Genomic DNA, 25001 nt, shown 5'->3' with positions numbered 1-25001 from the left:
CGTGAGGGAACGGTTCCGCAGAGTTGTCCGAATCGGTCACACGGAGGCGACCGAGCGAGTATCTTGCCCACCCGGCATATGCCACGCCCGTTCGAGGAGAGGCGCGGGGGCGCAGGGCTCACACGGGGTCGGCGTGCCCCGGACCTTCCCCGCCCCGCATCAAATCCCGGCCGAACTCGACCATCTTCTTCGCGTAGTCCTCGGTCCACTCGGCGCGCTCCGCGATGTCCGCCGGCGTCAGCCGGTCGAAGCGCCGGGGATCGGCGAGCTGTGCCGCCGCCATCGCCTGGAACTCGGTCGCCCGGTCCGCCGCGGCACGGAACGCGAGCGTCAGCTCGGTCGCCCGCTCCAGCAGCGCGCGCGGATCCTCGATCGACTCCAGGTCGAAGAAGTGCTCGGGATCCGAGGTCGCCTGCGCGGGCTCGAACAGCAAGGGCGCGGGGCGTAGCCGCGGCTGGTCCCGACGCGGCGTGTGCTCCGCCATGACGTCTCCTTCACGTACGTCGCGATTCGGCCCCCGGGAAAAGCGGGCCACCGTCCATTGTCCCGCGCCCACGCAAGAGGGCCTCCGGCCGGCCGGAGGCCCTCCGCGGGTCGACGCGCCGACCGGTCACTCCCCGGGCCGCCGGGCGCGCAACGGCGGCGACAGACGCACGGCGCGCACGCGCCGCGGAGGCAGGACGCGGGCGCGCGACGGACGCACGGCGCAGGCGCGCGGCGCGGGCACGCGACCGAGGCACGGCACGGGCCCGCGGCGGAAGCACGGCGCCCGCGCCCACGCAAGAGGCCTCCGGCCGACGTCGACCAAAGGCCCTCCACGGCTCGACGCGCCGACCGATGTCGCTCCCCGAGCCGCCGGGCGCGCAAGGGCGGCGACGGGCGCGCGGCGCGCACGCGCCGCGGAGGCAGGACGCGGGCGCGCGACGGACGCACGGCGCAGGCGCGCGGCGCGGGCACGCGACCGAGGCTGGCACGGGCCCGCGACGGAAGCACGGCGCCCGCGCCCACGCAAGAGGCCTCCGGCCGACGTCGACCAAAGGCCCTCCACGGGTCGATGCGCCGACCGGTCACTACCCGAGCCGCCGGGCGCGCAAGGGCGGCGACGGGCGCGCGGCGCGCACGCGCCGCGGAGGCAGGACGCGGGCGCGCGACGGACGCACGGCCCGGGCGCGCGGCGCAGGCACGCGACCGAGGCACGGCACGGGCCCGCGGCGCGGGCACGCGACCGAGGCACGGCACGGGCCCGCGACCGAGGCACGGCACGGGCCCGCGACGGAAGCACGGCGCAGGCGCGCGACCAAGGCACGGCACGGACGCGCGACCGACACGGCGCAGGCGCGCGACCGAGACACGACGCGGGCGCGCGACCGAGACACGGCGCAGGCGCGCGGCGAAACCGTGCGTCCGGGTGCGAGGTCGTTCACACCTGCACGATCGGCTCCCGGGTGAACAGGTCGCCCAGCTCGGGGGCGTTCACCCGGCGGCCGGTGAGGCGCAGGCACTCCCAGGCGGTGACCTGGTTGGCGGTGAGGACGGGCTTGCCCAGCTCCTTCTCCAGGGCGGGGATGTGGGCGACGGTGTGCAGGGCCGTGTCCGGCAGGAGCAGGGCGTCCGCGTCGGGGGTGTCGGCGGCGCGGGCCAGGGCGAACAGCTCCTCCTCGCCCCAGGTGCCGACCTCCGCGGCCGTGATGATCCCGGAGCTGCGTACGCCGGTGACCTCGGCCCCGCCGGTCCGCAGGAACTCGGCGAAGAGGGCGGCGATGTCGTCCGGGTAGGTGGCGCCGACCGCCACCCGGCGCGCCCCGATCTCCCGCAGGGCGTGCACGAAGGCGAAGGACGTGGACGAGGCGGGCATCCCCGCCGCGAGGGCGAGGCTGCGCACCTGCTCGTGGGCGCCGTCCCAGCCGTGCACGAAGCTGCCGCTGGTGCAGGCCCACACCACCGCCTCGGCGCCCGAGAGGCGCAGCTGCTGAAGGCCGGCCGCGAGCCGTTCGGGCGCGCCCATCTGCTGCAGCGCGTCCACCCGGTGGGCGTCCTCGCCGATGTCGGTGTGCACCAGGTCCACCCGGATGTCGCTGCCCAGCAACTGCTCGATACGCGGATAGTCGTCCTCTGCGGAGTGGCCCGGATAGAGGAATCCCAGTGCGGTCATGTCCAGCCTTCCTGCTGCTTCTCTTCCGGCACGTCGGGCAGTACGGAGCCGGACGTCTGGCCCGGCAGAACGGTTCCGGAGCGCGCCGACGCGTCGATCAGCGCCTGATACGGTCCCACCGCTCGGGTACCCAATCGGCGCAGCGCCGCCCACATGGTCACCTGGTTGGCCGAGATGACCGGTATGCGCAGTTCAGCCTCCAGTTGGGGGATGACGTCGTAGGTCGGGAGGTTGGTGCAGGACAGGAACAGCGCGTCCGCCGCGCCGAGCCGCCCGCGGACCGCCGCCCGCCGGGCCATGTCCACCACCTCGCGGTAGGTGACCTTCCAGATGTGCCGGGTCAGGCCCATGTACGCGCAGCCGGTGACCGTGACACCGGCCCGGGCGACGTAGTTCTCCAGCGCCCGGGTGACCGACACGGTGTACGGGGTGACCAGCGCGACCCGGCGGACGTCCAGTTCCACCAGCGCCTCGAGGAGTGCGCCGGAGGTGGTGATCGCCGGGACCGCGCCGGCCCGGCTCATCGCCTCGCACATCGCGCGCTCGCCGGCGATCCCGCCGACGAAGCTGCCCGAGGTGCAGGCGTACGCCACGACCTCGGGCGCGACCGCGGTGAGGGTGCGCACCGCGTCGCCGAGGGTCTCGTGCTCGCTGATCAGCCGGGCGAGGTCGAGGCTCACCTCGACCGGCACGTAGGGGGTGCGGGTGAGGTGCAGCGACACGTCGTCCGGTATCCAGCGCCACAGCTCCCGGTCCAGCGCGAAGTCGAAGGGGGCGACCACACCGACACCGCGCTGTGGGCCCGGACCGCCGAGAAAGGAGACGTCCATGTCAGCACCGGCCTCACGCTGGGAGACGAGCACGCAACGGATCGCGGGAACGCCCGTGTTGACGACGGTAGGTTCGGGTGCCAGCGTGGTCAATCCGCACATCTCAGACTCTTGCCATCCTGTCCCGAAAACCCCGGCCCGCCCGGAGAAACGGCGGCTCATGACCACCCCCACGCTCCTCGTGCTGGACGCCGACCCGCTCCCCCGTCTCGGGCGGCTGACCGGCCGGGTCAGGGTCGAGCACGCGGACGAGTCGACGCTCGCCGAGCGGCTGCCGTCCGCCGATGTGCTGCTGGTCTGGGACTTCACCTCGCACGCGGTGCGCCGGGCGTGGCCCGGTGAGGGTCCCCGGCCGCGCTGGGTGCACACGGCGAGCGCGGGCGTGGACCATCTGCTCTGTCCGGAACTCGCCGCCTCGGACACCGTGGTCACCAACGCGCGCGGGGTCTTCGACCGGCCGATCGCCGAGTACGTCGCGGCCCTCGTCCTGGCGTTCGCCAAGGACCTGCCGCGGACGCTGCGGCTTCAGCGGGAGCGGACCTGGCGGCACCGGGAGACACGCGGACTGGCCGGGACCCGGGCCTGTGTGGTCGGCTCCGGGCCGATCGGCCGGGCGATCGCCGGCACCCTGGAGGCGCTCGGGGTGACGACGGCGCTGGTCGGGCGCGCGGCGCGGGACGGTGTCCACGGGCCGGAGGACCTGGACCGGCTGCTGGCCCGCGCGGACTGGGTGATCGCCGCCGCGCCGCTGACCGAGGCGACGCGGGGCATGTTCGACGCCCGCCGGTTCGGTGTGATGCAGCCGTCGGCCCACTTCGTCAACATCGGCCGGGGGCAGCTGGTGGTGGAGGAGGCGCTGGCCGAGGCGCTGCGCGGCCGGTGGATCGCGGGCGCCGCGCTGGACGTCTTCGAGACCGAGCCGCTCACCCCGGACAGCCCGCTCTGGGAGCTGCCGGGGCTGATCGTGTCGCCGCACATGAGCGGGGACACGGTGGGCTGGCGGGACCAACTCGGTGAGCAGTTCGTGGAGTTGTTCGAACGGTGGGCGGCGGGTGAGCCGCTGGAGAACGTGGTCGACAAGCAGCGCGGGTATGTACCCGGTCACTGACGTTTCCGAGGAGGCCGGATGTCCGAGCTCACCGAGCTGACCGCCGTACGACTCGTCGAGGGGTACCGCAGCGGGGAGATCGGCCCCGTGGAGGTGACCCGCGCGGCACTGGAGCGGGCGGAGGAGATCCAGCCGGAGGTCAACGCGTTCGTCCGGCTGTTCGCCGAGGACGCGTTGGAGCGGGCCGCCGCGTCGCAGGAGCGGTGGCGGCGCGGTGAGCCGTGCGGGCTGCTCGACGGGGTGCCGGTCACGGTGAAGGACATCCTGCTGCTGCGCGGCGCGCCGACGTTGAAGGGGTCGCGGACGACCGACCCGGGCGGCCGCTGGGACGAGGACGCGCCCTCGGTGGCCCGGCTGCGGGAGCACGGCGCGGTGTTCCTGGGCAAGACGACGACGCCCGAGTTCGGCTGGAAGGGGGTGACGGACTCCCCGCTGCACGGCGTCACGCGCAATCCGCACGACCCGTCCCGTACGGCGGGCGGCTCCAGCGGGGGCGCGGCGGCGGCCGTGGCACGGGGCGCGGGACCGCTCGCCCTGGGGACGGACGGCGGGGGCAGCGTCCGGATCCCGGCGGCGTTCTGCGGGATCTTCGCGCTGAAGCCGACGTACGGGAGGGTGCCGCTGTATCCGGCGAGCGCGTTCGGCACGCTGGCGCACGTCGGTCCGATGACGCGGGACGCGGCGGACGCGGCGCTGCTGCTGGATGTGATCGGGGGGCCGGACTCGCGGGACTGGTCGGCGCTCGGGCCCGCGCCCGGGACCTTTTCGGAGGGCCTGGCGGGCGGGGTGCGCGGGCTGCGGGTGGCGTACTCGCCGTCGCTGGGCGGGCAGGTGCGGGTGGATCCGGAGGTCGCGGCGGCGGTGCGGCGGGCGGTGGAGCGGCTGGCCGGGCTCGGCGCGTACGTCGAGGAGACCGACCCGGATCTCACCGACCCGGTGGAGGCCTTCCACACCCTGTGGTTCGCCGGTGCCGCACGGGTGGTCCAGCATCTGCCCCCGGAGCGGCGGGCGCTGCTCGACCCCGGGCTGCGGGAGATCTGCGGGACGGGCGCCCGCTTCTCGGCGCTGGACTATCTGGCCGCGGTGGACGTGCGGATGGACCTGGGCCGCCGGATGGGCCGCTTCCACGACACCTACGACCTGCTGGTCACCCCGACCCTGCCCATCACGGCGTTCGAGGCGGGGGCGGAGGTGCCGAAGGGTTCCGGTCACCGCCGCTGGACGGGCTGGACCCCGTTCACGTACCCCTTCAACATGACCCAGCAGCCCGCCGCGACCGTGCCCGTGGGCACCGACGCCGACGGGCTGCCCATCGGACTGCAGCTGGTGGCCGCCCGGCACCGGGACGACCTGGTCCTGCGGGCGGCGCACACGCTGTACGAGACAGACGTCACAAACGCCGGAAGCTGAGCGTCTCCCCGGCCGCGCCCGTGCGCCACAGGTCGTTGCACGCCTCGGCCAGGGCGTCGAGCCCTTCCACCACCTGGCCCCAGACGATGCCCGGGACCCAGCCGACGTCCCCGTTGAGCAGCAGGTTGTTGCGCTCGTAGAACAGGGCCAGGTCCACGACGGTGGTGCCGGGGCGGACGTCGCGGTCGTAGCCGTAGGCCTTGGTGCCCAACTCGGCACCGGCGAAGGAGAAATAGCACAGATCGCCCGGAATAGGGGTAACCGTCGGGTTTTCCAGGGGTGGTTCGGTGTCCGCGAACGGCGGGAACAGGGCGTAGATCTCGTTGCGTGCGTACTTGGCGTGGTAGACGTCACCGGACAGCGGGAGAGATTTCCAGACGGCTTCGCAGGTGATCGGCGCCCGGTCGTCGAGCAGCCGGGCCGTGCCGGTGACTCCTCGTGCGACCAGGGAGATCTCGAGATATCGGTCTGCCATGTCCCCCATGGTCCCGCCCGGGTCAAGACCGCCCGACCGCCGAACGGGGCCGAAACTGGCCGGAATAACTCGCATCGCTTCGGGTAGCCGCGCCGCCATGGCTTCACCACCAGACAGAATGCCGCCCGCGATCGGGCGTGATCGCATATCCGGGCCCTCCCGCCGGTCGCTGCTCGCGGGGGTCGCGGCGCTCGGCGCGCTCGCGGCGACCGGATGCTCACGCGTGGCCACCGCCTCGGACACCGAAGGGGGTGAGCTGCTGGAGCGTCTGCGCGCGCAGGGCGTCGCCCGGCTCGGCATCGCCGGGGAGATCCCCTTCGGCTACATCGACAGGAACGGCAAGCTGACCGGCGAGGCGCCGGAGTTGGCGAGGGTCATCTTCAAACGGCTGGGGGTGGACCGGGTCCAGCCGGTGCCCACCGAGTTCGGCTCGCTGATTCCGGGCCTGAACTCCCAGCAGTTCGACATCGTGGCCGCCGGGATGTACATCAACCCCGAGCGGTGCGAGCAGGTCATCTTCTCGGACCCCGACTACCAGATGCTCGACTCGTTCATCGTGCGCAAGGGCAACCCGCTGGGTCTGCACAACTACCAGGACGCCGTCGAGAAGAAGGCCAAGTTCGCGACCGGAACCGGCTACGCGGAGATCGCGTACGCCGTGGAGGCCGGTTACGACCGGGGCGACATTCTGATCGTGCCGGACCAGGTGGCCGGGCTGAACGCGGTGGAGACCGGGCGCGCCGATGTCTTCGCCGGTACGGCGCTGACCACCCGGGAAGTGGTGAAGAAGTCCGCCAAGGCCGAGGTCACCGAGCCGTTCAAGCCGATCGTCGGCGGAAAGCCGCACGTCGACGGCGGCGCCTTCGCCTTCCGGCCGAGCGAGAGCAACCTGCGTGACGCCTTCAACCGGGAGCTGCACAAGCTCAAGGACAGCGGCGAGCTGCTCCGGATTCTCAAGCCCTTCGGGTTCACCGAGAGCGAGATGACGGACATGACCGCGAAGGAGCTCTGCGGATGACATCCGGACTCTGGGAACTGGTCCTGAGAGGCATCTGGACGACCGTCCAGCTGCTCGTCCTCAGCGCCCTGCTGGGCGCGGCAGTCGCGTTCGTCGTCGGCGTGGCCCGCACGCATCGGTCGCGGGCGGTCCGCTTCCTCGCGGCCCTGTACACGACGGTGTTCCGCGGGACCTCCGCGCTGATCATGATCTTCTGGATCTACTTCGTGCTGCCGCTGAGCTTCGGCTGGCAGCTGGTGCCGATGTGGGCGGGAACGCTCGCGCTGGGTCTCACCTACGGGGCGTACGGCGCGGAGATCGTGCGCGGCGCGATCGCGGCCGTCGACCCGGCGCAGCGTGAGGGCGGCATCGCGCTCAGCTTCACCCCGTGGCAGCGGATGCGGCTGATCCTGCTGCCGCAGGCGGTGCCGGAGATGATCCCGCCGTTCTCCAACCTCCTGATCGAGCTGCTGAAGGGCACCGCGCTGGTGTCCCTCATGGGCATGGGCGACCTGGCGTTCAGCGGGAACCTGGTGCGCCTGGCCCTTCAGGAGAGCGCGGAGATCTACACGTACGTCCTGTTGATCTACTTCGTCATCGCCTTCCTCCTCACCCGGGGCATGCGAGGTCTGGAGAAGAAGCTGAAGGCAGGGGTGGGCAAGCAAGCCGGGGCCGGCGCCGGAGCCGCGCGGCAGCCCGAGGTCACGGGTGTGGGAGGTGTCTCGTGAACTGGGACTGGGGCGCGGTCGCCGACTTCATGCCGCACTTCTGGGACGGACTGCTGGTCACGCTGCAGATCCTGGCCATCGGCTCGGTGATCTCCTTTGTGCTGGGCCTGGTGTGGGCCCTGCTGATGCGGGTGCCCTCGCGCTGGGTCACCTGGCCCGTCGGCACGATCACCGAGTTCATCCGGAACACGCCGCTGCTGGTGCAGCTGTTCTTCCTCTTCTACGTGATGCCCGAGTGGGGGCTGACGTTCTCCGCCCTGACCACCGGTGTGGCCGGTATCGGCCTGCACTACTCGACGTACACGATGCAGGTGTACCGGGCCGGCATCGAGGCCGTTCCGGTGGGTCAGTGGGAGGCCGCCACGGCCCTCAACCTGCCGCTGCGCCGGACCTGGACCGCGGTGATCCTGCCGCAGGCGATCCGCCGTGTCGTCCCGGCCCTCGGCAACTACGTCATCGCCATGCTGAAGGACACCCCGATCCTGATGGCGATCACCGTGCTGGAGATGCTCGGCGAGGCACAGCTCTTCGCCCGTGAGACCTTCCAGTTCACCGAGCCCCTGACGGTGATCGGCGTGGCCTTCATCGTCATTTCCTATCTGGCCTCCCTTGCCTTGCGAGCCCTGGAGCGACGCCTTGTCCACTGAGACCCCCGAGACCCTGCCCAATCCCGAGAAGAAGGCCGCGGCCGGCGGCGGGGAGCTGATCCGGCTGGAACAGGTCACCAAGCGGTTCGGCAGCAACACCGTCCTCGACCACCTCGACTTCTCGGTGAACGCCGGGAAGCACGTGACCCTGATCGGGCCGTCCGGATCGGGCAAGACGACGATCCTGCGGCTGCTGATGACCCTGCTCAAGCCCGACGAGGGCACGATCACGGTGGACGGACAGAAGCTGTTCCCGGCCTCCGACAAGGAGGTCAGGGAGGTCCGCAAGAAGATCGGCATGGTCTTCCAGCAGTTCAACCTGTTCCCGAACATGACCGTGCTGCGGAACATCACCGAGGCGCCGGTCACCGTCCTGGGTATGTCCAAGGACGAGGCGGTGGAGCGGGCCAAGGGTCTGCTGGACATGGTGGGCCTGGCCGACAAGTGCGACGCGCACCCGGCCCAGCTCTCCGGCGGCCAGCAGCAGCGGGTGGCGATCGCCCGCGCGCTGGCGATGCAGCCCAAGGTGCTGCTGCTGGACGAGGTGACCTCCGCCCTCGACCCGGAGCTGGTCGCGGGTGTCCTGGACCTGCTGCGGGACATCGCCCGCAGCACGGACATCACGATGCTCTGCGTGACCCACGAGATGAACTTCGCCCGGGACATCTCCGACACTGTGCTGATGTTCGACTCCGGCCGGGTCATCGAGAGCGGCACCCCGGAGAAGATCTTCAGCGAGCCGGAGCACGACCGCACCAGGGAATTCCTGAGCGCGGTTCTCTGATCACGGCACGGGCACGGGCGAAGGCCCGAGGTCCACGCAGTGTGGCATACCTCTGACATATGCCAGGGGGTCGGTGTCGCAGCTGAGTGGGGCCGCAACCTTGTCAACACCCGCTTCCCGGGAGCCGTTTGACGGCTATCGTGGAGGGGATTCGCTGACCGGATTGCGGCCCCAAGAGCGAGCGCAGGGGGAAACCGTGGCGCTGAGGCACGAGCCGACCGCGTCGTACCACTCGGTCCAGGACGCGCTGCGCGTCCTGGAGACGGTGGCGCGGCACACGACAGGAGTCGACGACACCGAAATCGCCCGCGAGACCGGCATCGGCACGGAGCGGCTGACCACCCTCCTGCGGATGCTGCGCCGCGAGGCCTACGTCGAGCAGCTCGCCGACGGTGCGTATGTCACCGGGGCTGCCTTCACCCGCCTGGGTTCCGCCGAGGGACACGACCGGGCGCTGCGCGACAAGCTCCAGCACACCCTGGACCGGCTGCGCGACTCCGTGGGCGCCGCCGTCTACCTCAGCCGGTACATCGACGGCGAGGTCAGGGTCACCCAGTACGCCGACAGCCCGGCCGCCCCCAAGGTCAACGAGTGGGTGGACTTCCGCTTCTCGGCGCATGCCACGGCGGCGGGCAAGAGCCTGCTCACCCAGCTCGACCACGACGGCCGGCGCGACCACCTCGCCCGGCACAAGATGGCCCGGCTCACCTCGCGCACCATCACCAGTGACCGGCTGCTGCTGTCCCGGCTGGCGTCCCAGCCGCCCACGGTGCCGGTGCTGGACCTGCAGGAGTACGCGGTCGGCACGGTCTGCGCGGCCGTCCCGATCACGGCCGGCTCCTCGGTGGGCTGTCTGGCGCTGTCCCTCCCGGTCCAGCACGCCCACCGGCTGCGCCAGGCCGCGGACACCCTGAACCGCAACGCGGCCCCGGTGCTGCTGTCGCTGACGATCTAGGACAGGCGGTGGTCCGGAGCATCCCTCCGGACCAGGTATTATTTTCTTTGTCGCCGCCCGCGGAAGCGGACGGCGGGAGTCATGCGCCGCTAGCTCAGTTGGTTAGAGCAGCTGACTCTTAATCAGCGGGTCCGGGGTTCGAGTCCCTGGCGGCGCACCGTGAAGGGCCTCTCGTGGGAGCGAGAGGCCCTTTGACGTGCTCGGTCATCCGGGCGGGGGCGGTCAGAACGTGACGTCGGAGCAGGCGTAGAACGCGTTGCCCGTGTCATGCACGGTCCACACCGCGAGGATCACGTGGTGGCCGCTGAGGCCGGACGGCAGTCGGCCGCTGTGCGAGAGGGTCCCCGGCGGACGCTGGCCGTTGTAGGGCACCGTCAGGAACGGCGTGAGGTTGAGGTCGGACCGGGACAGGGCGTGGTTCTGGTTCCAGCCCGGCCTGGTGACGTAGTACTTGAAGTCGGTCGTGGCGTGCATGGCCGTGAACTGCCACCGGAAGGTGTAGTTCTGGCCGCCCGACACGCGGGTGGTGGGCCACGCCCCGCCCGACGGGGTGCGCGGGCTGTCGAGCTGGCCGAACCGGGTGTTGTTGGCCGAGCAGAGCCGGCCGTCGGCGGGACCGGAGGCGGGGAAGCCCTTCGGGCCCTCGACGCTCTGCGGCTCCCACTGGATGGCACCGCAGTTGGTGACCGTGCCGTTCTGGCAGAGCTTCTGCCTGCTGATCGGCAGATCGGTGTAGCCGTGGCCGCTGGCACCACCGGAGGAGAGCACGAGCGCTCCGGTCGTGGCCAGTCCCACCGCGGCTGCGTACAACTTGGTCCGTGTGCGCATGCTGCCGCTCCTGGAAGACGTGGGGGAGTTTCAGTGAGCCGTGCAGGTAGGTCTAGACCAAGTCCCAGATTATTGTCGCGCACTCAACAAGTCCATACCAATCACAGCCCCTGTTCTCCGACCCTTCACGGCCCCGCCTCCCGCGGCGCCCGCAGAACCCCACCGACAGGCCGTGTTCTCAGGCCGCTCACGGCCCCGTCTCCCCCACGGCCCCCGCCGGGACGCCACCGTCATGCCCTGCTCTCCGGCCCTTCACGCACCCGCGTCCCCCGCAGAACCCCACTGACAGGCCGTGTTCTCAGGCAGCTCACGGCACCATCTCCCCACGGCCCCAGCAAAACGCCACCGGAAGATCCCGTCCTCCGGCGCTTCACGGCCCCGTCTCCCCTCGGCCCCCGCAGAACGCCACCGACAGGCCGTGTTCTCAGGCCGCTCACGGCACCATCTCCCCTCCGCCCCAACAGAACACCACCGGCAGGTCCCGTTCTCCGGCGCTTCACGGCCCCGTCTCCCCACGACCCGCGCAGAACGCCATCCGCAGATCCCATCCTCCGGCCCTTCACGACCCCGTCTCCCACGGCCCGCACAGAACACCACCGACAGGCCCCGTCCTCCGGCCCTTCACGACCCCGCCTCCCCCCGGCCCGCGCAGAACGCCACCGTCAGGTCTCTCACCAGTACCTTGCGTTCGTCGTCGTTCAGTTCCACCAGTCCTCGCATCGTGAGCCGGGTGACCGTGTCCTCCACCGAATCCACGACGGAACTGAGCACGCTCGCCCGGTGCTGGGCGTCCAGGGCGGCGATTCGGCGCCGGTGCATCGCGGCGGCCACCTCGGGCACGTACTCCACCCGCACCGGCCGTACCGCGAACACCTCCACCCCCACCGGCGCGACGTCCGCCGCCACCAGCCGGGTCAGCGAGTCCTCCGTCGCCTGCGTCGCGCCCCGCCCCGAGCCCGGCGCCGCCACCGGCACCCGCAGCAGCGCGGCCTCGACGCACGCGCGCAGATACCCCTCGTGGTCCTCGACACCCAGGGTGGCCCGCGCGGTGTCCCGCACCCGCCACGCCACCAGCACGGCCACCCGCACCGCCACCCCGCCCCGGTCGGCCGCCTGCATCGGCTCCCCGCGCCAGTGCCGCAGCCGCACATCGACCCGGCGGCGCAGCAGCAGCGGGTTGACCCACATCAGCCCGGTCCGCCGCACCGTCCCCCGGTAGCGGCCGAACAGGTCCAGCACCCATGCCCGCCCGGTTCGCCCGCGGGCCAGCCCGCCGAACCCGAACAGCCCGAGGGCCCCGGCCGCGCCGTACGCCGCCCACTGCGCGGGTCCGGGCCCGGCCGCACCGGCGCGGGCGGTGAGGCCGAGCGCCTCCGTCGCGAACGGCGGCAGCACCCCCGCCCACCACGAGGTGGCCACGCACCCGGCCACCCCGCACAGCCCGGCGAGCACCCCCGCGGCACCGGGCAGCACCCGGGCGGGACGCTCCTGCAAGGCGGGGTCGACCAGGGGGACGGCGGAGCGGGGCGGCTCCTCCTTGTCCCGCCCCGTGCCGGACCGGCGAGCGGCCACCGTGGCCCGCAGCCGTACGGGCGCCGCCCCCGGGGCGTCGCGGAAGAGCAGATGGACCGGGATCTCGGTGGTGGACTCGCTGTGGATGAGCCGCACCGGCCGCGCGGCCGCCGCCGCACCGTCCGACGGCTCCCCGGAATCGGGGATCTGGGACGTCGTGGTGGTCATGCGTGCCTCCAGCCTCCGCGCCAGATGCGTCACATCGGGTGGGTCATGAGAACAGCCGCCGCCAGGTCTCGGGGCCCGGACAGCCGTCCGCCGCGCCGGCGCGCCGGGGAACGGCCGGCGGGGGAATGCGGCAGGGCCCCCCCGCCAGTGCGGACAGCCGGGGCAGTCGCGGTCGCCCGCCGGATCGAATTCCTCGCACACCGGAGACTCCCTGCGATTCCCCTCACACCCCTGCTCAATTCCTCCACATCTGTGCACGATAGTCAGTTTTGCGACTGTCGTCCCGGCGCGCATGTTGACGGTCCGAATGATGTAGGGGCGCCCCGGTCGCGACCCGCCGGTGGTCGGGGGCAGCCTCCGGGGTCCGGTAGAGTTGCGGCCGTCAGCGCGCGCCGCTAGCTCAGTTGGTTAGAGCAGCTGACTCTTAATCAGCGGGTCCGGGGTTCGAGTCCCTGGCGGCGCACCGACAGAACGGGCTCCTCGTGCAGACGGGGAGCCCGTCGCTTTTGGCCGGATTTCCTCTCGCGTGCGTTGAGCAAGCATCCCCCGCCCCACGTATCTGACCATGACCCACCGGTCCCACCCAGGCGTCACAAATGGCCACGTATGTCCGGGGTGCATCGCGTTTCGCAGCTTGCGATCATGATGAACACCGTAGAACCTGGTCTCTTCAAGATGCTGCGGTTACGCGGCTGTTGGGGGCAAGAAACCGGTTGCCACCGGCGGGGCGAGGGTCCCGTTCATGAAGCGATGCCGAGGGGGGCATCATGCAACCGGAGCAGCACTGTGCCGTGTCTATACAGTGTGGGTGACGTGGTGACAGACGTTCACCACTGATACGTCCGTGAAGGTCGAGGGGGATCGCCGCGGACGTGAGGAAGCGACGAAACACGCGCGGGTGCGCGTGTGGGGGGATGACTCATGACGTCGACACCGACGGGCGCCCGAGAGGACAATGACCCGTCACAGACCACCCAGCTCAGGGTGCCTGGCCATCGGACAGGAAACACGGGCACGTTCCGCCGGATCAAGAAGACGCTGCCGAGATACGACTACGAGCACTACAGCCGGCTCGCGGGTCCCCTCACCCAGCCCGATCCGAACAAGCCCTACAAGGTCCAGTACCGCTCGCTGATAGGCCAGGAGCCGCACCGCATCCGCATCGCGCTGATGCTGGCCGCGGCCCCGGTGCTGTCGCTGGTGCTGCTGGTGTGGCTGCTCCAGCCCTCGCACTGGACCGAGCGGGACTACGTGGAGTTCGAGTGGCTGCCGACCCTCGACATCGTCATGCTCGTCTCGATCGGTCTGATCGAGTTCTTCCGCTGCATGAACGTGCTGTCGAACGCGCACGCCACCCTGGTCGCCCGCGACCCGATCCCGGTCGTGCCGGAGACCGGCACCCGTGTGGCCTTCCTCACCTCGTTCGTGCCCGGCAAGGAGCCGATCGAGATGGTGACGAAGACCCTGGAGGCGGCCGTGAAGATCCGCCACCGGGGCACCATGCACGTCTGGCTGCTGGACGAGGGCGACGACCCGGAGGTGAAGGAGGTCTGCGCCCGGCTCGGCGTGCGCCACTTCTCCCGCAAGGGCATCGCCAAGTGGAACCAGAAGAAGGGCGCCCACCGCGCCAAGACCAAGCACGGCAACTACAACGCCTGGCTCGACGCGCACGGTGACGACTACGACTACTTCGCCTCGGTCGACACCGACCACGTGCCCCTGCCGAACTACCTGGAGCGGATGCTCGGCTTCTTCCGCGACCCCGACGTCGGCTTCGTCATCGGCCCGCAGGTCTACGGCAACTACGACAACTTTGTCACCAAGGCCGCCGAGTCCCAGCAGTTCCTCTTCCACGCCCTGATCCAGCGCGCCGGCAATCGCTACGGCTCGCCGATGTTCGTGGGCACCTCCAACGCCGTACGCATCAAGGCGCTGAAGCAGATCGGCGGTCTGTACGACTCGATCACCGAGGACATGGCGACCGGCTTCGAGATGCACCGCCACAAGAACCCGGCGACGGGCCGGAAGTGGCGCTCGGTCTACACCCCGGACGTGCTCGCGGTGGGCGAGGGCCCCAACGCCTGGACGGACTTCTTCACCCAGCAGATGCGCTGGTCGCGCGGTACGTACGAGACGATCCTCGGGCAGTACTGGAAGGGCTTCTACTCGCTCCCGCCGAGCAAGCTCTTCAACTACACGATGATGATCATCTTCTACCCGATGTCCGCCCTGAACTGGATCCTGGCGGCGATCAGCTGTGCGCTGTTCCTGGGCCTGGGCGCCTCGGGTGTGAACATCGACCCCACCATCTGGCTGATGCTCTACGGCAACGCCTCCGCGCTGCAGATCGGCCTCTACGTCTGGAACCGCCGCCACAACGTCTCGCCGCACGAGCCGGAGGGCTCCGGCGGTGTGGCCGGCATGGTGATGTCCGCGCTGTCGGCCCCGCTCTACGCGAAGGCGCTGATCGACTCCGTCCTGCGCAAGAAGAGCAAGTTCGTGGTCACCCCCAAGGGTGACTCGGCCAGCCCGGACACCTGGTTCGGCACCTTCCGGTACCACTGGTACTTCATCCTCATCTTCGGTGGCTCCATCGCCGCGGGCTTCGTCTACGGACACTCGCACCCCGCGATGGTCATCTGGGCCACCTTCGCCCTGCTGATCACCGCCGCGCCGATGTTCGCCTGGCGCCACGGCATGCGGCAGGACCGCAAGAAGCCCGGTGCCCATGCGGGCGGACGCCGGCCGGAGGACGCCGAGGCGCCCCGGACGCAGCAGCTGCCGCAGCAGCACGCCCCGCACCAGCCGCACGCCCGGCCCAGCTGGGCCGGTTCCCCTGGCGCACCGGGCGGATCGGGCGGCCCCGAAGGGCCGGGAGGACCCCGGGGCGGCACCCCCGGCAACGACCAGACCATGCAAATCGCCCTTGGTGGACTTGGGGGACGTAAGGAATGACTGACCGTGCAGGCCGCCGTCGCGCCCGTCGGATCGCGATAGGCACGGCGGTGGTACTAGCGCTGGCCGGAATGAACGGGCCGTGGCTGTACCGCTTCGGCACCGAGAAATACCACCAGTACAAGATCAATCAGCCCGAGTACAAAGCCGCGAACGGCAAGTGGGAGATCATCGAGTTTCCCGAGGAGCACCGGCTGAACACCATCCACGCGGCGCTGCTGCGCACCGGCAAGGTGCTGCTCGTCGCGGGCTCGGGCAACAACCAGGACAACTTCGACGCGAAGAAGTACGACACCCGCATCTGGGACCCGGTCAAGGGGACCATCAAGAAGGTGCCGACGCCCGCCGACCTGTTCTGCACCGGCCACACCCAGCTGGCCAACGGCAACCTGCTGATCGCGGGCGGCACCAAGCGGTACGAGAAGCTCAAGGGTGACGTGAAGAAGGCGGGCGGCCTGATGGTCGTCCACAACGAGAACCCGGACAAGCCGATCACCCTGCCGGCCGGCACCAGGTTCACCGGCAAGGAGAACGGCAAGACCTTCGTCTCCAAGGACCCGGTGCTGGTCCCGCGCGCCAAGAAGAACTTCGACAAGGAGACCGGCGCGTTCCTGGGCAACACCCCGGGCTACGGCCGTACCTACGTCGAGGCGGAGAGGGAGGGCAACAAGTACGCGACCGGCACGCAGGACAACTACACCGTGCAGGGTCTCACCGGCGAGGACGCGAAGAACACGTACGGCATCGCCGAGAAGCTCGCCCTGGACAAGAAGGACTTCCAGGGCATCGACGACGCCTTCGAGTTCGACCCGGTCGCCGAGAAGTACATCAAGGTCGACCCGATGAAGGAGTCCCGCTGGTACCCGACGCTCACCACCCTGAGCGACGGCAAGATCCTCAGCGTCTCCGGCCTCGACGACATCGGCCAGCTGGTCCCCGGCAAGAACGAGGTCTACGACCCGAAGACCAAGGAATGGACGTACACCGAGGAGGAGCGTCAGTTCCCGACGTACCCGGCGCTGTTCCTGATGCAGAACGGCAAGATCTTCTACTCGGGTTCCAACGCGGGCTACGGACCGGACGACGTGGGCCGCGAGCCGGGCGTCTGGGACCTGAAGACCAACAAGTTCGACAAGGTCCCCGGGCTCAGCGACCCGAACATGATGGAGACGTCCGGCACGGTGCTGCTGCCGCCCGCCCAGGACGAGAAGTACATGGTGATCGGCGGCGGCGGCGTCGGCGAGTCCAAGCTGTCCAGTGAGAAGACCCGGATCGTCGACCTCAAGGCCGACGACCCGAAGTTCGTGGACGGCCCCTCGCTGGACAAGGGCACCCGCTACCCGCAGGCCTCGGTCCTGCCGAACGACGACGTGCTGATCACGGGCGGCTCGGAGGACTACCGGGGACGCGGCGACTCCAACATCCTCGAGGCGCGGATCTACGACACGGAGAAGAACGAGCTCCAGCGGGTCGCCGATCCGCTGGTGGGCCGCAACTACCACTCCGGCTCGATCCTGCTGCCCGACGGCCGCGTGATGGTCTTCGGCTCCGACTCGCTCTACGCCGACAAGGCCAACACCAAGCCGGGCAAGTTCGAGCAGCGCATCGAGATCTACACCCCGCCGTACCTGTACGGCGACACCGAGCAGCCCGACCTGTCCGGCGGTCCGAAGACCATCGAGCGCGGTGAGTCCGGCACCTTCACCTCGAGGGACGCCGCGTCGATCAAGAGCGTGCGGCTGATCCGGCCGAGCGCCTCGACCCACGTCACCGACGTGGACCAGCGCTCCATCGCGCTGGACTTCAAGACCGACGGCGACAAGATCACCGTGACGGTCCCGGAGAACCGGAACCTGGTCCAGTCCGGCTGGTACATGATCTTCGTCAACACCGGCGACGGCACGCCCAGCAAGGCCCAGTGGGTCCAGGTGCCGTAGCGGCACGCAGCTGAGACAGGGGGCGCCCTCCGCGTGGGGGCGCCCCCTGTCGCGTACGTACGGCGGCTGTCCGAGCCGACGCTGTTGGCCCGAAACAATCTTGCCGGGCGCATGGCACTGGTGTGACCTCGGTACGACAGTGCCGGCGTGCGGGTCAGCCGTGGCGGGGGAAACGGAAGATGGCCGAGTCGACCGCATCGGAACAGGTGGCCGAGGACGTCCTCGCCGCCGCGACCGTCCAGGTCGCGGCCGCCGACGGACACATCGGGGGCCTCGGGGTGCTCATCGCCCCCACCCTGGTCCTGACGTGCGCCCATGTCGTCCTGGGCGCCTCCCGGCTCCCCCTCACCCGCGCCGAACAGCCGCCCTCCCCCGTCCGGGTGCGTCTCGCCCTCAGGGACGGTGAGGAGACCGAGGCGGTCGTCCGCGACTGGGTGCCGGTGCGCGAGGACGGCAGCGGGGACGTCGCCGTCCTGTCGCTGGCCGGCCCGCTCCCCGGCGCCCGCCCGGTGCCGATGGTGGCGCCCCGCACGGTGTGGAACCACCCGGCGATCATTTTCGGACTGCCCGACGACGGCACCGGCGGCGGCTGGCACACCGCCGTGCTGCGCGCCCGCACCGGCACCGGGCGCCTGCAGATGTCCCCGTCCGACGCCCAGGCCGACCCGGTCCAGCGCGGCTTCAGCGGCTCGGCGGTGTGGGACCTGGACCTCGGCGCCGTGGTCGGCATCGTCGCGTCGGTCTCGTCACCGCGCCGCGGCCAGAGCTTCTGCATCCCCACCGGCACCGTCCTTGAGGAGGTACCGGCCCTGGCCGGACTCCTCGCGCCCGCCTCCCCCTTCCCCGGGCTGCGCCCCTTCACCGAGGAGAACAGCGCGCACTTCTTCGGCCGGGACGAGGATGTCACCGCCGTCATAGACCTGCTCTGCCCGGACGGACCGCCCGAGGGCTGCGTGACCCTGACCGGGCCCTCCGGTTCGGGCAAGTCCTCCCTGCTGATGGCCGGTGTGGCACCCCGACTGCGGGAACAGGGGGCGGAGGTCGTCATCCTGCGCGCCGAGGGACGGCTGCCCGACGCCCGCACGGTCCGCGAGACGCTGACGGACCGGGGTCCCGCCCGGGGGACGGTGCTGGCCCTCGACCAGGCGGAGACCCTGCTGCTGCGCCCCGAGGAGGAACTGCGGGAACTGGTGGACGCCCTCCGGGACGCCTGCGCCCGGCACGGCGTCGGCGTGCTCGTGGTCCTGCGCACCGACTTCCAGGACGCCGCCCTGCGCCACGCCGAGCTGAGCCGGCTGGTCGGCGGCGCCCCCGCCCACCCCCTGGGCCTGATGAGCCGCGAGCAGCTCACCGAGGTGGTCCGGCTGCCGCTGCGCGCGTTCCCCGGAGTGGAGTACGACAACGGGCTGGCCGACCGGCTCGTCGAGGACGCGGCGGGCCGGCCCGGGGCCCTGCCCCTGCTGGGGTTCGTGCTGACCACCCTGTGGGAACGACAGGTCGGCGGCCTGCTGCGCCTGGACACCTACCGTGAACTGGGCGGTGTGGGCGGTGTGCTGAGCAGCACCGCCGACTCGGCCTGGCGCCGCGCGCTGCGGGGCGCGCCCCCGCACACGGCGGCCGGTCTGCTCCGGGCGCTGATCCAGCTGCCCCCGGGCGGCACCACGGCGCTGCGGGCCCGGCTCGCCCGCCGCGATGCCGGCGAGGAGCGGTGGGCCATCGCCCGGCGCCTGGCCGAGGCACGCGTGCTGGTGCTGGGCGCGGACCCTGAGCAGGGCGAGACGGTGGAGCTGGCCCACGAGGCCCTCATCGAGCACTGGCAGCCGCTGGCCGAGCAGTTGGAGAGCGACCGCGCGTTCCTCGCCTGGCGCGGCGAGCTGCGCTACGACCGGGCGCGCTGGTGGCGGGAGGGACGGCCGGACGGGGCCCTGCTGGAGGATCCCGCGCTCGCCACGGCGGAGCAGCGGCTCGCCGAGCGGGGCGACGAACTGACGGACGACGACCGGGAGTTCATCGCGGCGAGTACCGCTCTGCGGGAGCGCAAGCGACGCGAGGCGCACAAGTCCGAGCGGCGCAGACGGTGGCTGCGGTACCTGGGCGTGACGGTCACGGTCCTGGCCGTGGTGGCCGCCTCGGTGGTGTCCGTGCTGTACCTGAATCTGCTTCAGGAGCAGCGCCGGCTGGCGTCGGACCGGCTGGCCCAGCAGGCGGCGACGTACGACGACGTGTCGCTGGTGACCTCCGCGCTGTTCACCGCCGCCGCGTACCGCACGGACGCCCGCCCGGACGCGCGGTCCGCGCTGCTCGCGCAGTATCTGCGGCTGCGGGACGTGGAGCGGATCGCGTTGGAGGACCGTGACGAGGTCGAGAGCGTCGCGCTCACCGAGAACGGCGAGCGGCTGTACGCGCTGCTGAAGAACGGCGCCTTCGCGGAGGTGGACCTGCGGCGGAAAGAACGGCAGAAACCCCTCTCGCGTACCAAGGACAGCGACAACCAGCTCATCGCGGTCTCCCCCGACGGGAGCGTCGTGGCCCGGGCGAACGACTGGGGCCTGGTGTCGCTCGGGGTGCGCGACACCGCCGATCCCCGCTCGCGGGCGCTGAGGCTTGTCCCCCTGCGCAAGGTCGCGGACGTGGAGGACAACCTGCGGGGCGTCCACGACCTGCGCTTCGACGGCGACGGTGAGCGTGTCCTCGCCGCGATCCCCCGCGAGGGCGTGCTCGTGTGGCGCACCGAGGACGGCCGCCGTACCGGACGGACGCTCACCGCGCCCCGCGGCTGGGACGCGGCGCAGGCGTGGTTCGGCGCGGACGGCACGGTGGTGGCGCGGATCGTGCCCGCCGGCGCCGAGGCGGACGACCGGCGCGGCCGGCTGGTCTCCTGGGACCTGGAGCGCGGGACGCTCCACCGCCCCTGGGGCGAGCGGGCCACCGCATCCGCCGCGGTCAGCGGCAACGGGCGGGTCCTGGTCACCTGTACGGAACAGGGTGTGCTGGAGGCCTGGCGGCTCGGCGGGACACCGCGCCGCTTCCAGAACTGGAACAACGCCGGTTTTCCCGGGCTGTGCCCCCTGTACGCACCCCGTCTCGACGCCTCCGGCCGCTATCTGGTCAACCCCACGGGCCGTATCGGCGCCGACCTGGGCCGACTGCGCTTCCTGGTCCTCGACCTGGAGAAGGGCTGGCCCGCCACGTTCGACACGCCGGCCCCGGCGGTCGAGGACCACAACGTCACCGGCCGCGCGTTCGCACCGCCGGTGGCCCTGGCCGGGCCCCCCGACGACCTGCGGGCGGCGGTCGGCGTCGGCGGGAGCATCGTCACCGTACGGGTCCGGCCGCCCGCGGAGTTCGACACCAACGCGCTGATCCACCGCATCCGCACCCTGGACGCGGCGCAGGACAGGATGGCGGTGGTCGACAGGGACGGCACCGGACTACGGCTCTTCAGCCTCTCCGACCGGCGGCTGCTCGCAAGGGCGCGAGCGTCACAGCCGCTGGCCGCCCTGTACGCCGCGTTCACTCCGGACGGGAAGCGGGTCCTGACCATCGCCGAGGACCAGCGCACGGTCCTGGTGTGGCGGATCGCCGAGGAGTCGGGCAGGACCCGGCTCACCGAGGCGCACCGGCTGAAGCTTCCCGCACCGTCCGGCCTGACAGCGGCCGGTCCCGATCCGCTCACGGGACTCACCCCGTCGTGGATCAACATCGGTTTCCCGGACGACACCCACGCGGTGATCTCTGGACTGTCGTACGTCTCGCGCTGGCGGCTCGACACCGGTGAGCAGGACGGCAGGACGTATCAGCCCTCGGTCCAGGAGCGGTACCAGCTCGCCAACGAGGCGGCCTGGACCTTCGCCGGTGCCGTCCCGGGCACGTCCCGGGCGGTCGTGCGTTCGCTGGACGAGGTCGGGGTCTGGGACTTCGACACCGGGGAGTTCACCCGGTGGTTCCCGCGGGACCGCGACGAGCGGGCGATACGGTCCATGGTCCTGTCCCCCGACGGAAAACTGCTGGTCGTGCTGTTCACCGGGGGACAGGTGCGGAGCTGGGACGTCCGGAAGAAGGACTGGACCGATCTGGACCTCACCTACGACGACGTGTACTGGCTCGGCCACTTCCTGGACGACCGCGTCCTGCACACCACCACCGAGGCCGGTGAGCAGCTGGTGTGGGACGTGGCGAAGCGTCAGGAGCTGTACCGCTACTACGTCGGCCCCGGGGCGACGGGCTCCCCGAGTCCGGACGGCAAGAAGCTCGCCCTCCTGGACGGATCGCGTGCCTCCGTCGTTCCGCTCGACCCCGAGCGATGGATCGAGCGGGTCTGCACACTCGCCCAACGGAACCTGACCGACGCCGAGAAGGACCTCGCGGCCGACCGGGGCGAGGTCGACGACCTGTGCTCCGGTCACTGAGCGTCCCTCCGACCACGGTCCGGCAGCACGTCAAGCCTTGGGCCTTGCACGGCCGACCCCCTGGGGCAGGCGCGTCGGCCTGCCCCGGGCGCGGCACGGGTTTCAGTCGCTGGCCTTGGCGAGGTCCAGGGCGTAGTCCGCCCACCACTGGCCCGCCTTCGGGCCGCCCTTGCACTCGCCGTCCGACTCGCCGGGGCGCTTCACCCACAGGTAGGCGTCGACCAGCGGGTCCGCGGTGTCCACGGTCGGGGTCTCGCCGAGCGCGCGGCCGGGCGGGTTGCACCAGCGCTCGTCCGCGGCGCCCTCGGTGTAGGGGCCGTTGCCGTTGCGGCTGGTGTCGATGACGAACGGCTTGTTGCCGAACTTGGCGGAGAGCTGCTTGCCGTAGGCGATGGAGTCCTCGGTCGTGTAGAAGTTCGACACGTTCACCGAGAAGCCGTCGGCCTGGTCGATGCCCGCCCGCTTGAGCGGGTCGTAGATCTGATCGGGGTTGCCCCAGCCCGCGTTGCCGGCGTCCAGGTACACCTTGGTGTTCTTCAGGCTCTTGAGCTTGGCGACGGCGCCGCTGAGGAGGTCGTAGCGCTCCTCGTGGAACTGCTCCGGGGTGCAGCCGTCCGCCAGGTGCAGCACCGCGTCGGGCTCGAGTATCACCGTCGCCGGACGGTTCCCGATGCCCTTGGCGACCCCGTCGACGAACTCCCGGTAGGCGTTGCCGTCGGCGGCGCCGCCCTGGGAGTACTGGCCGCAGTCGCGGTGCGGGATGTTGTAGAGCACGAGCAGTGCGGTGCGGCCGACCTTGTCGGCTCCCTCGGTGAAGCCGCGTGCCTGCTCCTCGGGGTTCTCCGGACTGATCCACTCGCCGACGGGCTGCTCGGCGATCTTGCGGATCTGCTGGGCCTCGGCCTTCTTGCCGTCCTGCTGCAGTTCGGCGACCTTCCGTACGGCGAGACCCTCGGGATTGACCCAAAAGGGGTCGGCCTCCTTCGGCTGCTGCGTGATGACACCGGCCGCATCCCCCTGGCCCTTCCCCTTGTCGTCGCCGGAGGAGGAACACCCCGTGATCAGCAGTGCCGCCCCCAGCACCGCTGCGGACGCCCGCCTCCCGGCGAACGCCCCGACCCCCCTGCTGCCGTACATCCAACCCCCCTTGGGTGCACTTGTTCCAAGTGTTCCGAGCCCCAATCCTGACATACGCCCCGCGGCACCCACGAGGCCAAGTCCGCCTTGTCCGTGAGCTGTTACAGCATGGTGCCGATGCGGGAGCGCACCGGCGCGCCGACGGGGCCCGTGCCTGGGGCCACCTGCGGCGATGTCACGGACCGCTACCGGTACAGGACGTTGGCGTCGATCATTCCGGTGCGGCCCGGCACCGTTTTCTCTCTGAAGTCGTGCGCACCGACCCGTCCGGGTCACTCCCGCGCCCCGGTCCCTACCGGCTTCCCGCGCGGCCGCGGGTCACTCCCGCGGCCCGGGCCGCCCGCGCGGTCGAGGCCCGGTGAGTGTGAGGGCGAGGCGGGCTCGGGGTCCGATGTTTCAGCCGCCGGCCGGGTACGCGGAGACGATCACGTGTTCCGCGCAGGCGCCGGCGGCCTCGCCGCAGGTAATCAGCCGCAGCTCGGCCCGTCCGTCGCGGCGCGGGGCGTGGGCCTGCCGGGCGTCGGGGCCGTCCCGGTCGACGACCCGGACGTCCCGCACGGTGAACGCGGCGGCCTCGCCGTCCGCACCGACCACCCTGATCTCCTGGCCGACGGCGGGCAGGTTCCCGGCGTCGCCGATCCGCGCCGCCATCAGCGCGGTGCCGGGAGCACCCGGGACCGCCCCGTCCGCATACCAGGCGACCGCACCGGGCGGGGGCGGTGCGAGGACGCCGTGTTCGTCCAGACCGCGGGCGGTCACCGGAGCCCGTACATCGAGCGCGGGCATGTCGAGGCGGCGCGGCACCGTGGCGGAGTGCGCGAGGGACGGGCGTCCGGCCGCCGCCATGTCGCCGGTCGCGGGCCCGGTCAGCCCGGCGGGCGTACCGGCCGGCGCCGGACCGCCCCACAGCCACAGCCCGAGCAGCAGCACCAGCCAGGCCACCCCGGCGAGCAGCCGCCCCATGCCCGACGGGAGGCGTACCTCCTCGCGACCCCCACCCGCACGGACAGTGATACGCAGGGAACCCATCGTGAACCTCCAGACACACCTGGAGGTTCCCGCGCGGGCCCGGGGCCCGCATCCCCGCCCCGGCGCCGACTGCTCCGTACGGGTGAACGCGGCGGATCAGATCAGGTCGACGAGGTCCGCGACGGAGTCCACGACCTTCGAAGGGCGATACGGGAAGTTTTCCACCTGCTCCGGCTTGGTCACGCCGGTGAGCACCAGGAAGGTCTGCATCCCCGCCTCCATGCCGGCCAGGACGTCGGTGTCCATGCGGTCGCCGATCATCGCGCTGCTCTCGGAGTGGGCCCCGATGGTGTTCAGCCCGGTGCGCATCATCAGCGGGTTCGGCTTGCCCGCGAAGTACGGGTCCCTGCCGCTCGCCTTGGTGATCAGCGCGGCCACGGCACCGGTCGCCGGGAGCGGGCCCTCGGGGGCCGGGCCGGTCTCGTCGGGGTTGGTGCAGATGAAACGGGCACCGTTGTTGATGAGACGGACCGCCTTCGTCATGGCCTCGAAGGAGTACGTCCGGGTCTCCCCGAGGACGACATAGTCGGGCTCGTGGTCGGTGAGGATGTAGCCGATGTCGTGCAGCGCGGTGGTCAGTCCGGCCTCGCCGATGACGTACGCCGAGCCGCCGGGACGCTGGTCGTCCAGGAACTGGGCGGTGGCGAGGGCGGACGTCCAGATGTTCTCGATCGGGACTTCCAGGCCCATGCGGCGCAGCCGGGCGTGCAGGTCGCGCGGGGTGTAGATCGAGTTGTTGGTGAGGACCAGGAAGGGGCTGCCGGATTCACGCAGCTTCTTGATGAAGGCGTCGGCGCCGGGGATCGGTACGCCCTCGTGGATCAGCACCCCGTCCATGTCGGTGAGCCACGATGTGATCGGCTTGCGGTCTGCCATGTGC

19 protein-coding genes and 2 tRNA genes are annotated in these 25001 nt (G+C 71.1%); 12 read left to right on the top strand and 9 right to left on the bottom strand.

Going from position 1 to position 25001, the window contains the following annotated elements:
* Positions 1-118 precede the first annotated feature (118 nt).
* The 3 genes from AB0L56_RS27320 to AB0L56_RS27310 all read right to left on the bottom strand — a co-directional run bounded on the left by AB0L56_RS27320 (position 119) and on the right by AB0L56_RS27310 (position 2982).
* Positions 119-484 carry a hypothetical protein gene (locus AB0L56_RS27320; RefSeq protein ID WP_361030453.1) on the bottom strand — a complete coding sequence of 122 codons (366 nt, stop codon included), beginning with the start codon at positions 482-484 and terminating at the stop codon, positions 119-121.
* A gap of 936 nt (positions 485-1420) precedes the next feature.
* Positions 1421-2152: a decarboxylase gene (locus tag AB0L56_RS27315; RefSeq protein ID WP_361030456.1), complete on the bottom strand. Its 732-nt coding sequence runs from the start codon at positions 2150-2152 to the stop codon at positions 1421-1423.
* Positions 2149-2982, bottom strand: a complete 834-nt coding sequence (locus AB0L56_RS27310) for a decarboxylase (RefSeq protein ID WP_365427734.1) — start codon at positions 2980-2982, stop codon at positions 2149-2151. The genes AB0L56_RS27315 and AB0L56_RS27310 overlap by 4 nt, the downstream gene beginning before the upstream one ends.
* A gap of 160 nt (positions 2983-3142) precedes the next feature.
* Between AB0L56_RS27310 and AB0L56_RS27305 the strand changes: the two genes are divergently transcribed.
* On the top strand, positions 3143-4090 hold the full coding sequence (locus AB0L56_RS27305) for a D-2-hydroxyacid dehydrogenase (protein ID WP_365427639.1): 948 nt from the start codon (positions 3143-3145) through the stop codon (positions 4088-4090).
* Between the two features lie 18 nt (positions 4091-4108).
* Positions 4109-5500 (top strand): amidase, encoded by a 1392-nt coding sequence (locus AB0L56_RS27300; RefSeq protein WP_365427636.1) that lies wholly within the window; start codon positions 4109-4111, stop codon positions 5498-5500.
* Here the strand turns inward: AB0L56_RS27300 and AB0L56_RS27295 are convergent.
* Complete coding sequence (locus tag AB0L56_RS27295) at positions 5481-5975, bottom strand: DUF3830 family protein (protein WP_361030465.1); 495 nt, start codon at positions 5973-5975, stop codon at positions 5481-5483. The genes AB0L56_RS27300 and AB0L56_RS27295 overlap by 20 nt on opposite strands.
* 97 nt (positions 5976-6072) lie before the next feature.
* On the opposite strand from AB0L56_RS27295, the gene ehuB reads away from it, so the two are divergent.
* The 6 genes from ehuB (at position 6073) to AB0L56_RS27265 (ending at position 10243) form a co-directional block, all read left to right on the top strand.
* Positions 6073-6993 (top strand): ectoine/hydroxyectoine ABC transporter substrate-binding protein EhuB, encoded by a 921-nt coding sequence (gene ehuB / locus AB0L56_RS27290; protein WP_365427633.1) that lies wholly within the window; start codon positions 6073-6075, stop codon positions 6991-6993.
* Positions 6990-7700 (top strand): ectoine/hydroxyectoine ABC transporter permease subunit EhuC, encoded by a 711-nt coding sequence (ehuC, locus tag AB0L56_RS27285; RefSeq protein ID WP_365427630.1) that lies wholly within the window; start codon positions 6990-6992, stop codon positions 7698-7700. The genes ehuB and ehuC overlap by 4 nt, the downstream gene beginning before the upstream one ends.
* Positions 7697-8347 carry an ectoine/hydroxyectoine ABC transporter permease subunit EhuD gene (gene ehuD, locus AB0L56_RS27280; RefSeq protein WP_361030474.1) on the top strand — a complete coding sequence of 217 codons (651 nt, stop codon included), beginning with the start codon at positions 7697-7699 and terminating at the stop codon, positions 8345-8347. Before ehuC ends, ehuD begins: the two co-directional genes overlap by 4 nt.
* 13 nt (positions 8348-8360) lie before the next feature.
* Positions 8361-9131, top strand: coding sequence for an ectoine/hydroxyectoine ABC transporter ATP-binding protein EhuA (ehuA, locus tag AB0L56_RS27275; RefSeq protein WP_361030869.1), 771 nt, complete (start codon positions 8361-8363; stop codon positions 9129-9131).
* Between the two features lie 196 nt (positions 9132-9327).
* Entirely contained in the window at positions 9328-10086 is a 759-nt protein-coding gene (locus AB0L56_RS27270) for an IclR family transcriptional regulator C-terminal domain-containing protein (protein ID WP_365427626.1), read from the top strand.
* An 83-nt stretch (positions 10087-10169) separates the two neighbouring features.
* Positions 10170-10243 (top strand) — tRNA-Lys (locus tag AB0L56_RS27265).
* A gap of 65 nt (positions 10244-10308) precedes the next feature.
* Here AB0L56_RS27265 and AB0L56_RS27260 read toward each other — a convergent pair.
* Together AB0L56_RS27260 and AB0L56_RS27255 are read right to left on the bottom strand one after the other, a co-directional pair.
* Positions 10309-10914, bottom strand: coding sequence for a lytic polysaccharide monooxygenase (locus tag AB0L56_RS27260; protein WP_365427623.1), 606 nt, complete (start codon positions 10912-10914; stop codon positions 10309-10311).
* A gap of 621 nt (positions 10915-11535) precedes the next feature.
* Positions 11536-12654, bottom strand: coding sequence for an SPFH domain-containing protein (locus AB0L56_RS27255; RefSeq protein ID WP_365427620.1), 1119 nt, complete (start codon positions 12652-12654; stop codon positions 11536-11538).
* Between the two features lie 389 nt (positions 12655-13043).
* Here AB0L56_RS27255 and AB0L56_RS27250 point away from each other — a divergent pair.
* From AB0L56_RS27250 to AB0L56_RS27235, 4 genes are all read left to right on the top strand, one after another.
* Positions 13044-13117, top strand: a tRNA-Lys gene (locus AB0L56_RS27250).
* Between the two features lie 458 nt (positions 13118-13575).
* Positions 13576-15609, top strand: coding sequence for a glycosyltransferase family 2 protein (locus AB0L56_RS27245; RefSeq protein ID WP_365427617.1), 2034 nt, complete (start codon positions 13576-13578; stop codon positions 15607-15609).
* A complete protein-coding gene (locus AB0L56_RS27240) occupies positions 15606-17546 on the top strand; it encodes a galactose oxidase-like domain-containing protein (RefSeq protein ID WP_365427614.1) in 1941 nt (646 codons plus the stop codon). The genes AB0L56_RS27245 and AB0L56_RS27240 overlap by 4 nt, the downstream gene beginning before the upstream one ends.
* A gap of 179 nt (positions 17547-17725) precedes the next feature.
* Positions 17726-21955, top strand: coding sequence for a trypsin-like peptidase domain-containing protein (locus AB0L56_RS27235; protein WP_365427611.1), 4230 nt, complete (start codon positions 17726-17728; stop codon positions 21953-21955).
* A 102-nt stretch (positions 21956-22057) separates the two neighbouring features.
* Here AB0L56_RS27235 and AB0L56_RS27230 read toward each other — a convergent pair whose 3' ends face one another.
* The 3 genes from AB0L56_RS27230 to AB0L56_RS27220 all read right to left on the bottom strand — a co-directional run bounded on the left by AB0L56_RS27230 (position 22058) and on the right by AB0L56_RS27220 (position 24997).
* Positions 22058-23092, bottom strand: a complete 1035-nt coding sequence (locus AB0L56_RS27230) for a glycoside hydrolase family 6 protein (protein ID WP_365427608.1) — start codon at positions 23090-23092, stop codon at positions 22058-22060.
* Between the two features lie 396 nt (positions 23093-23488).
* Entirely contained in the window at positions 23489-24121 is a 633-nt protein-coding gene (locus AB0L56_RS27225; RefSeq protein ID WP_365427605.1) for a sortase, read from the bottom strand.
* A gap of 96 nt (positions 24122-24217) precedes the next feature.
* Positions 24218-24997, bottom strand: coding sequence for an HAD-IIA family hydrolase (locus AB0L56_RS27220; protein WP_361030513.1), 780 nt, complete (start codon positions 24995-24997; stop codon positions 24218-24220).
* Positions 24998-25001 lie beyond the last annotated feature (4 nt).

This window comes from Streptomyces sp. NPDC052079, assembly GCF_040680275.1.
Classification (GTDB): Bacteria; Actinomycetota; Actinomycetes; order Streptomycetales; family Streptomycetaceae; genus Streptomyces.
The sequence above is the reverse complement of the archived record's forward strand: the minus strand, read 5'-3'. Positions and strand labels throughout refer to the sequence as shown.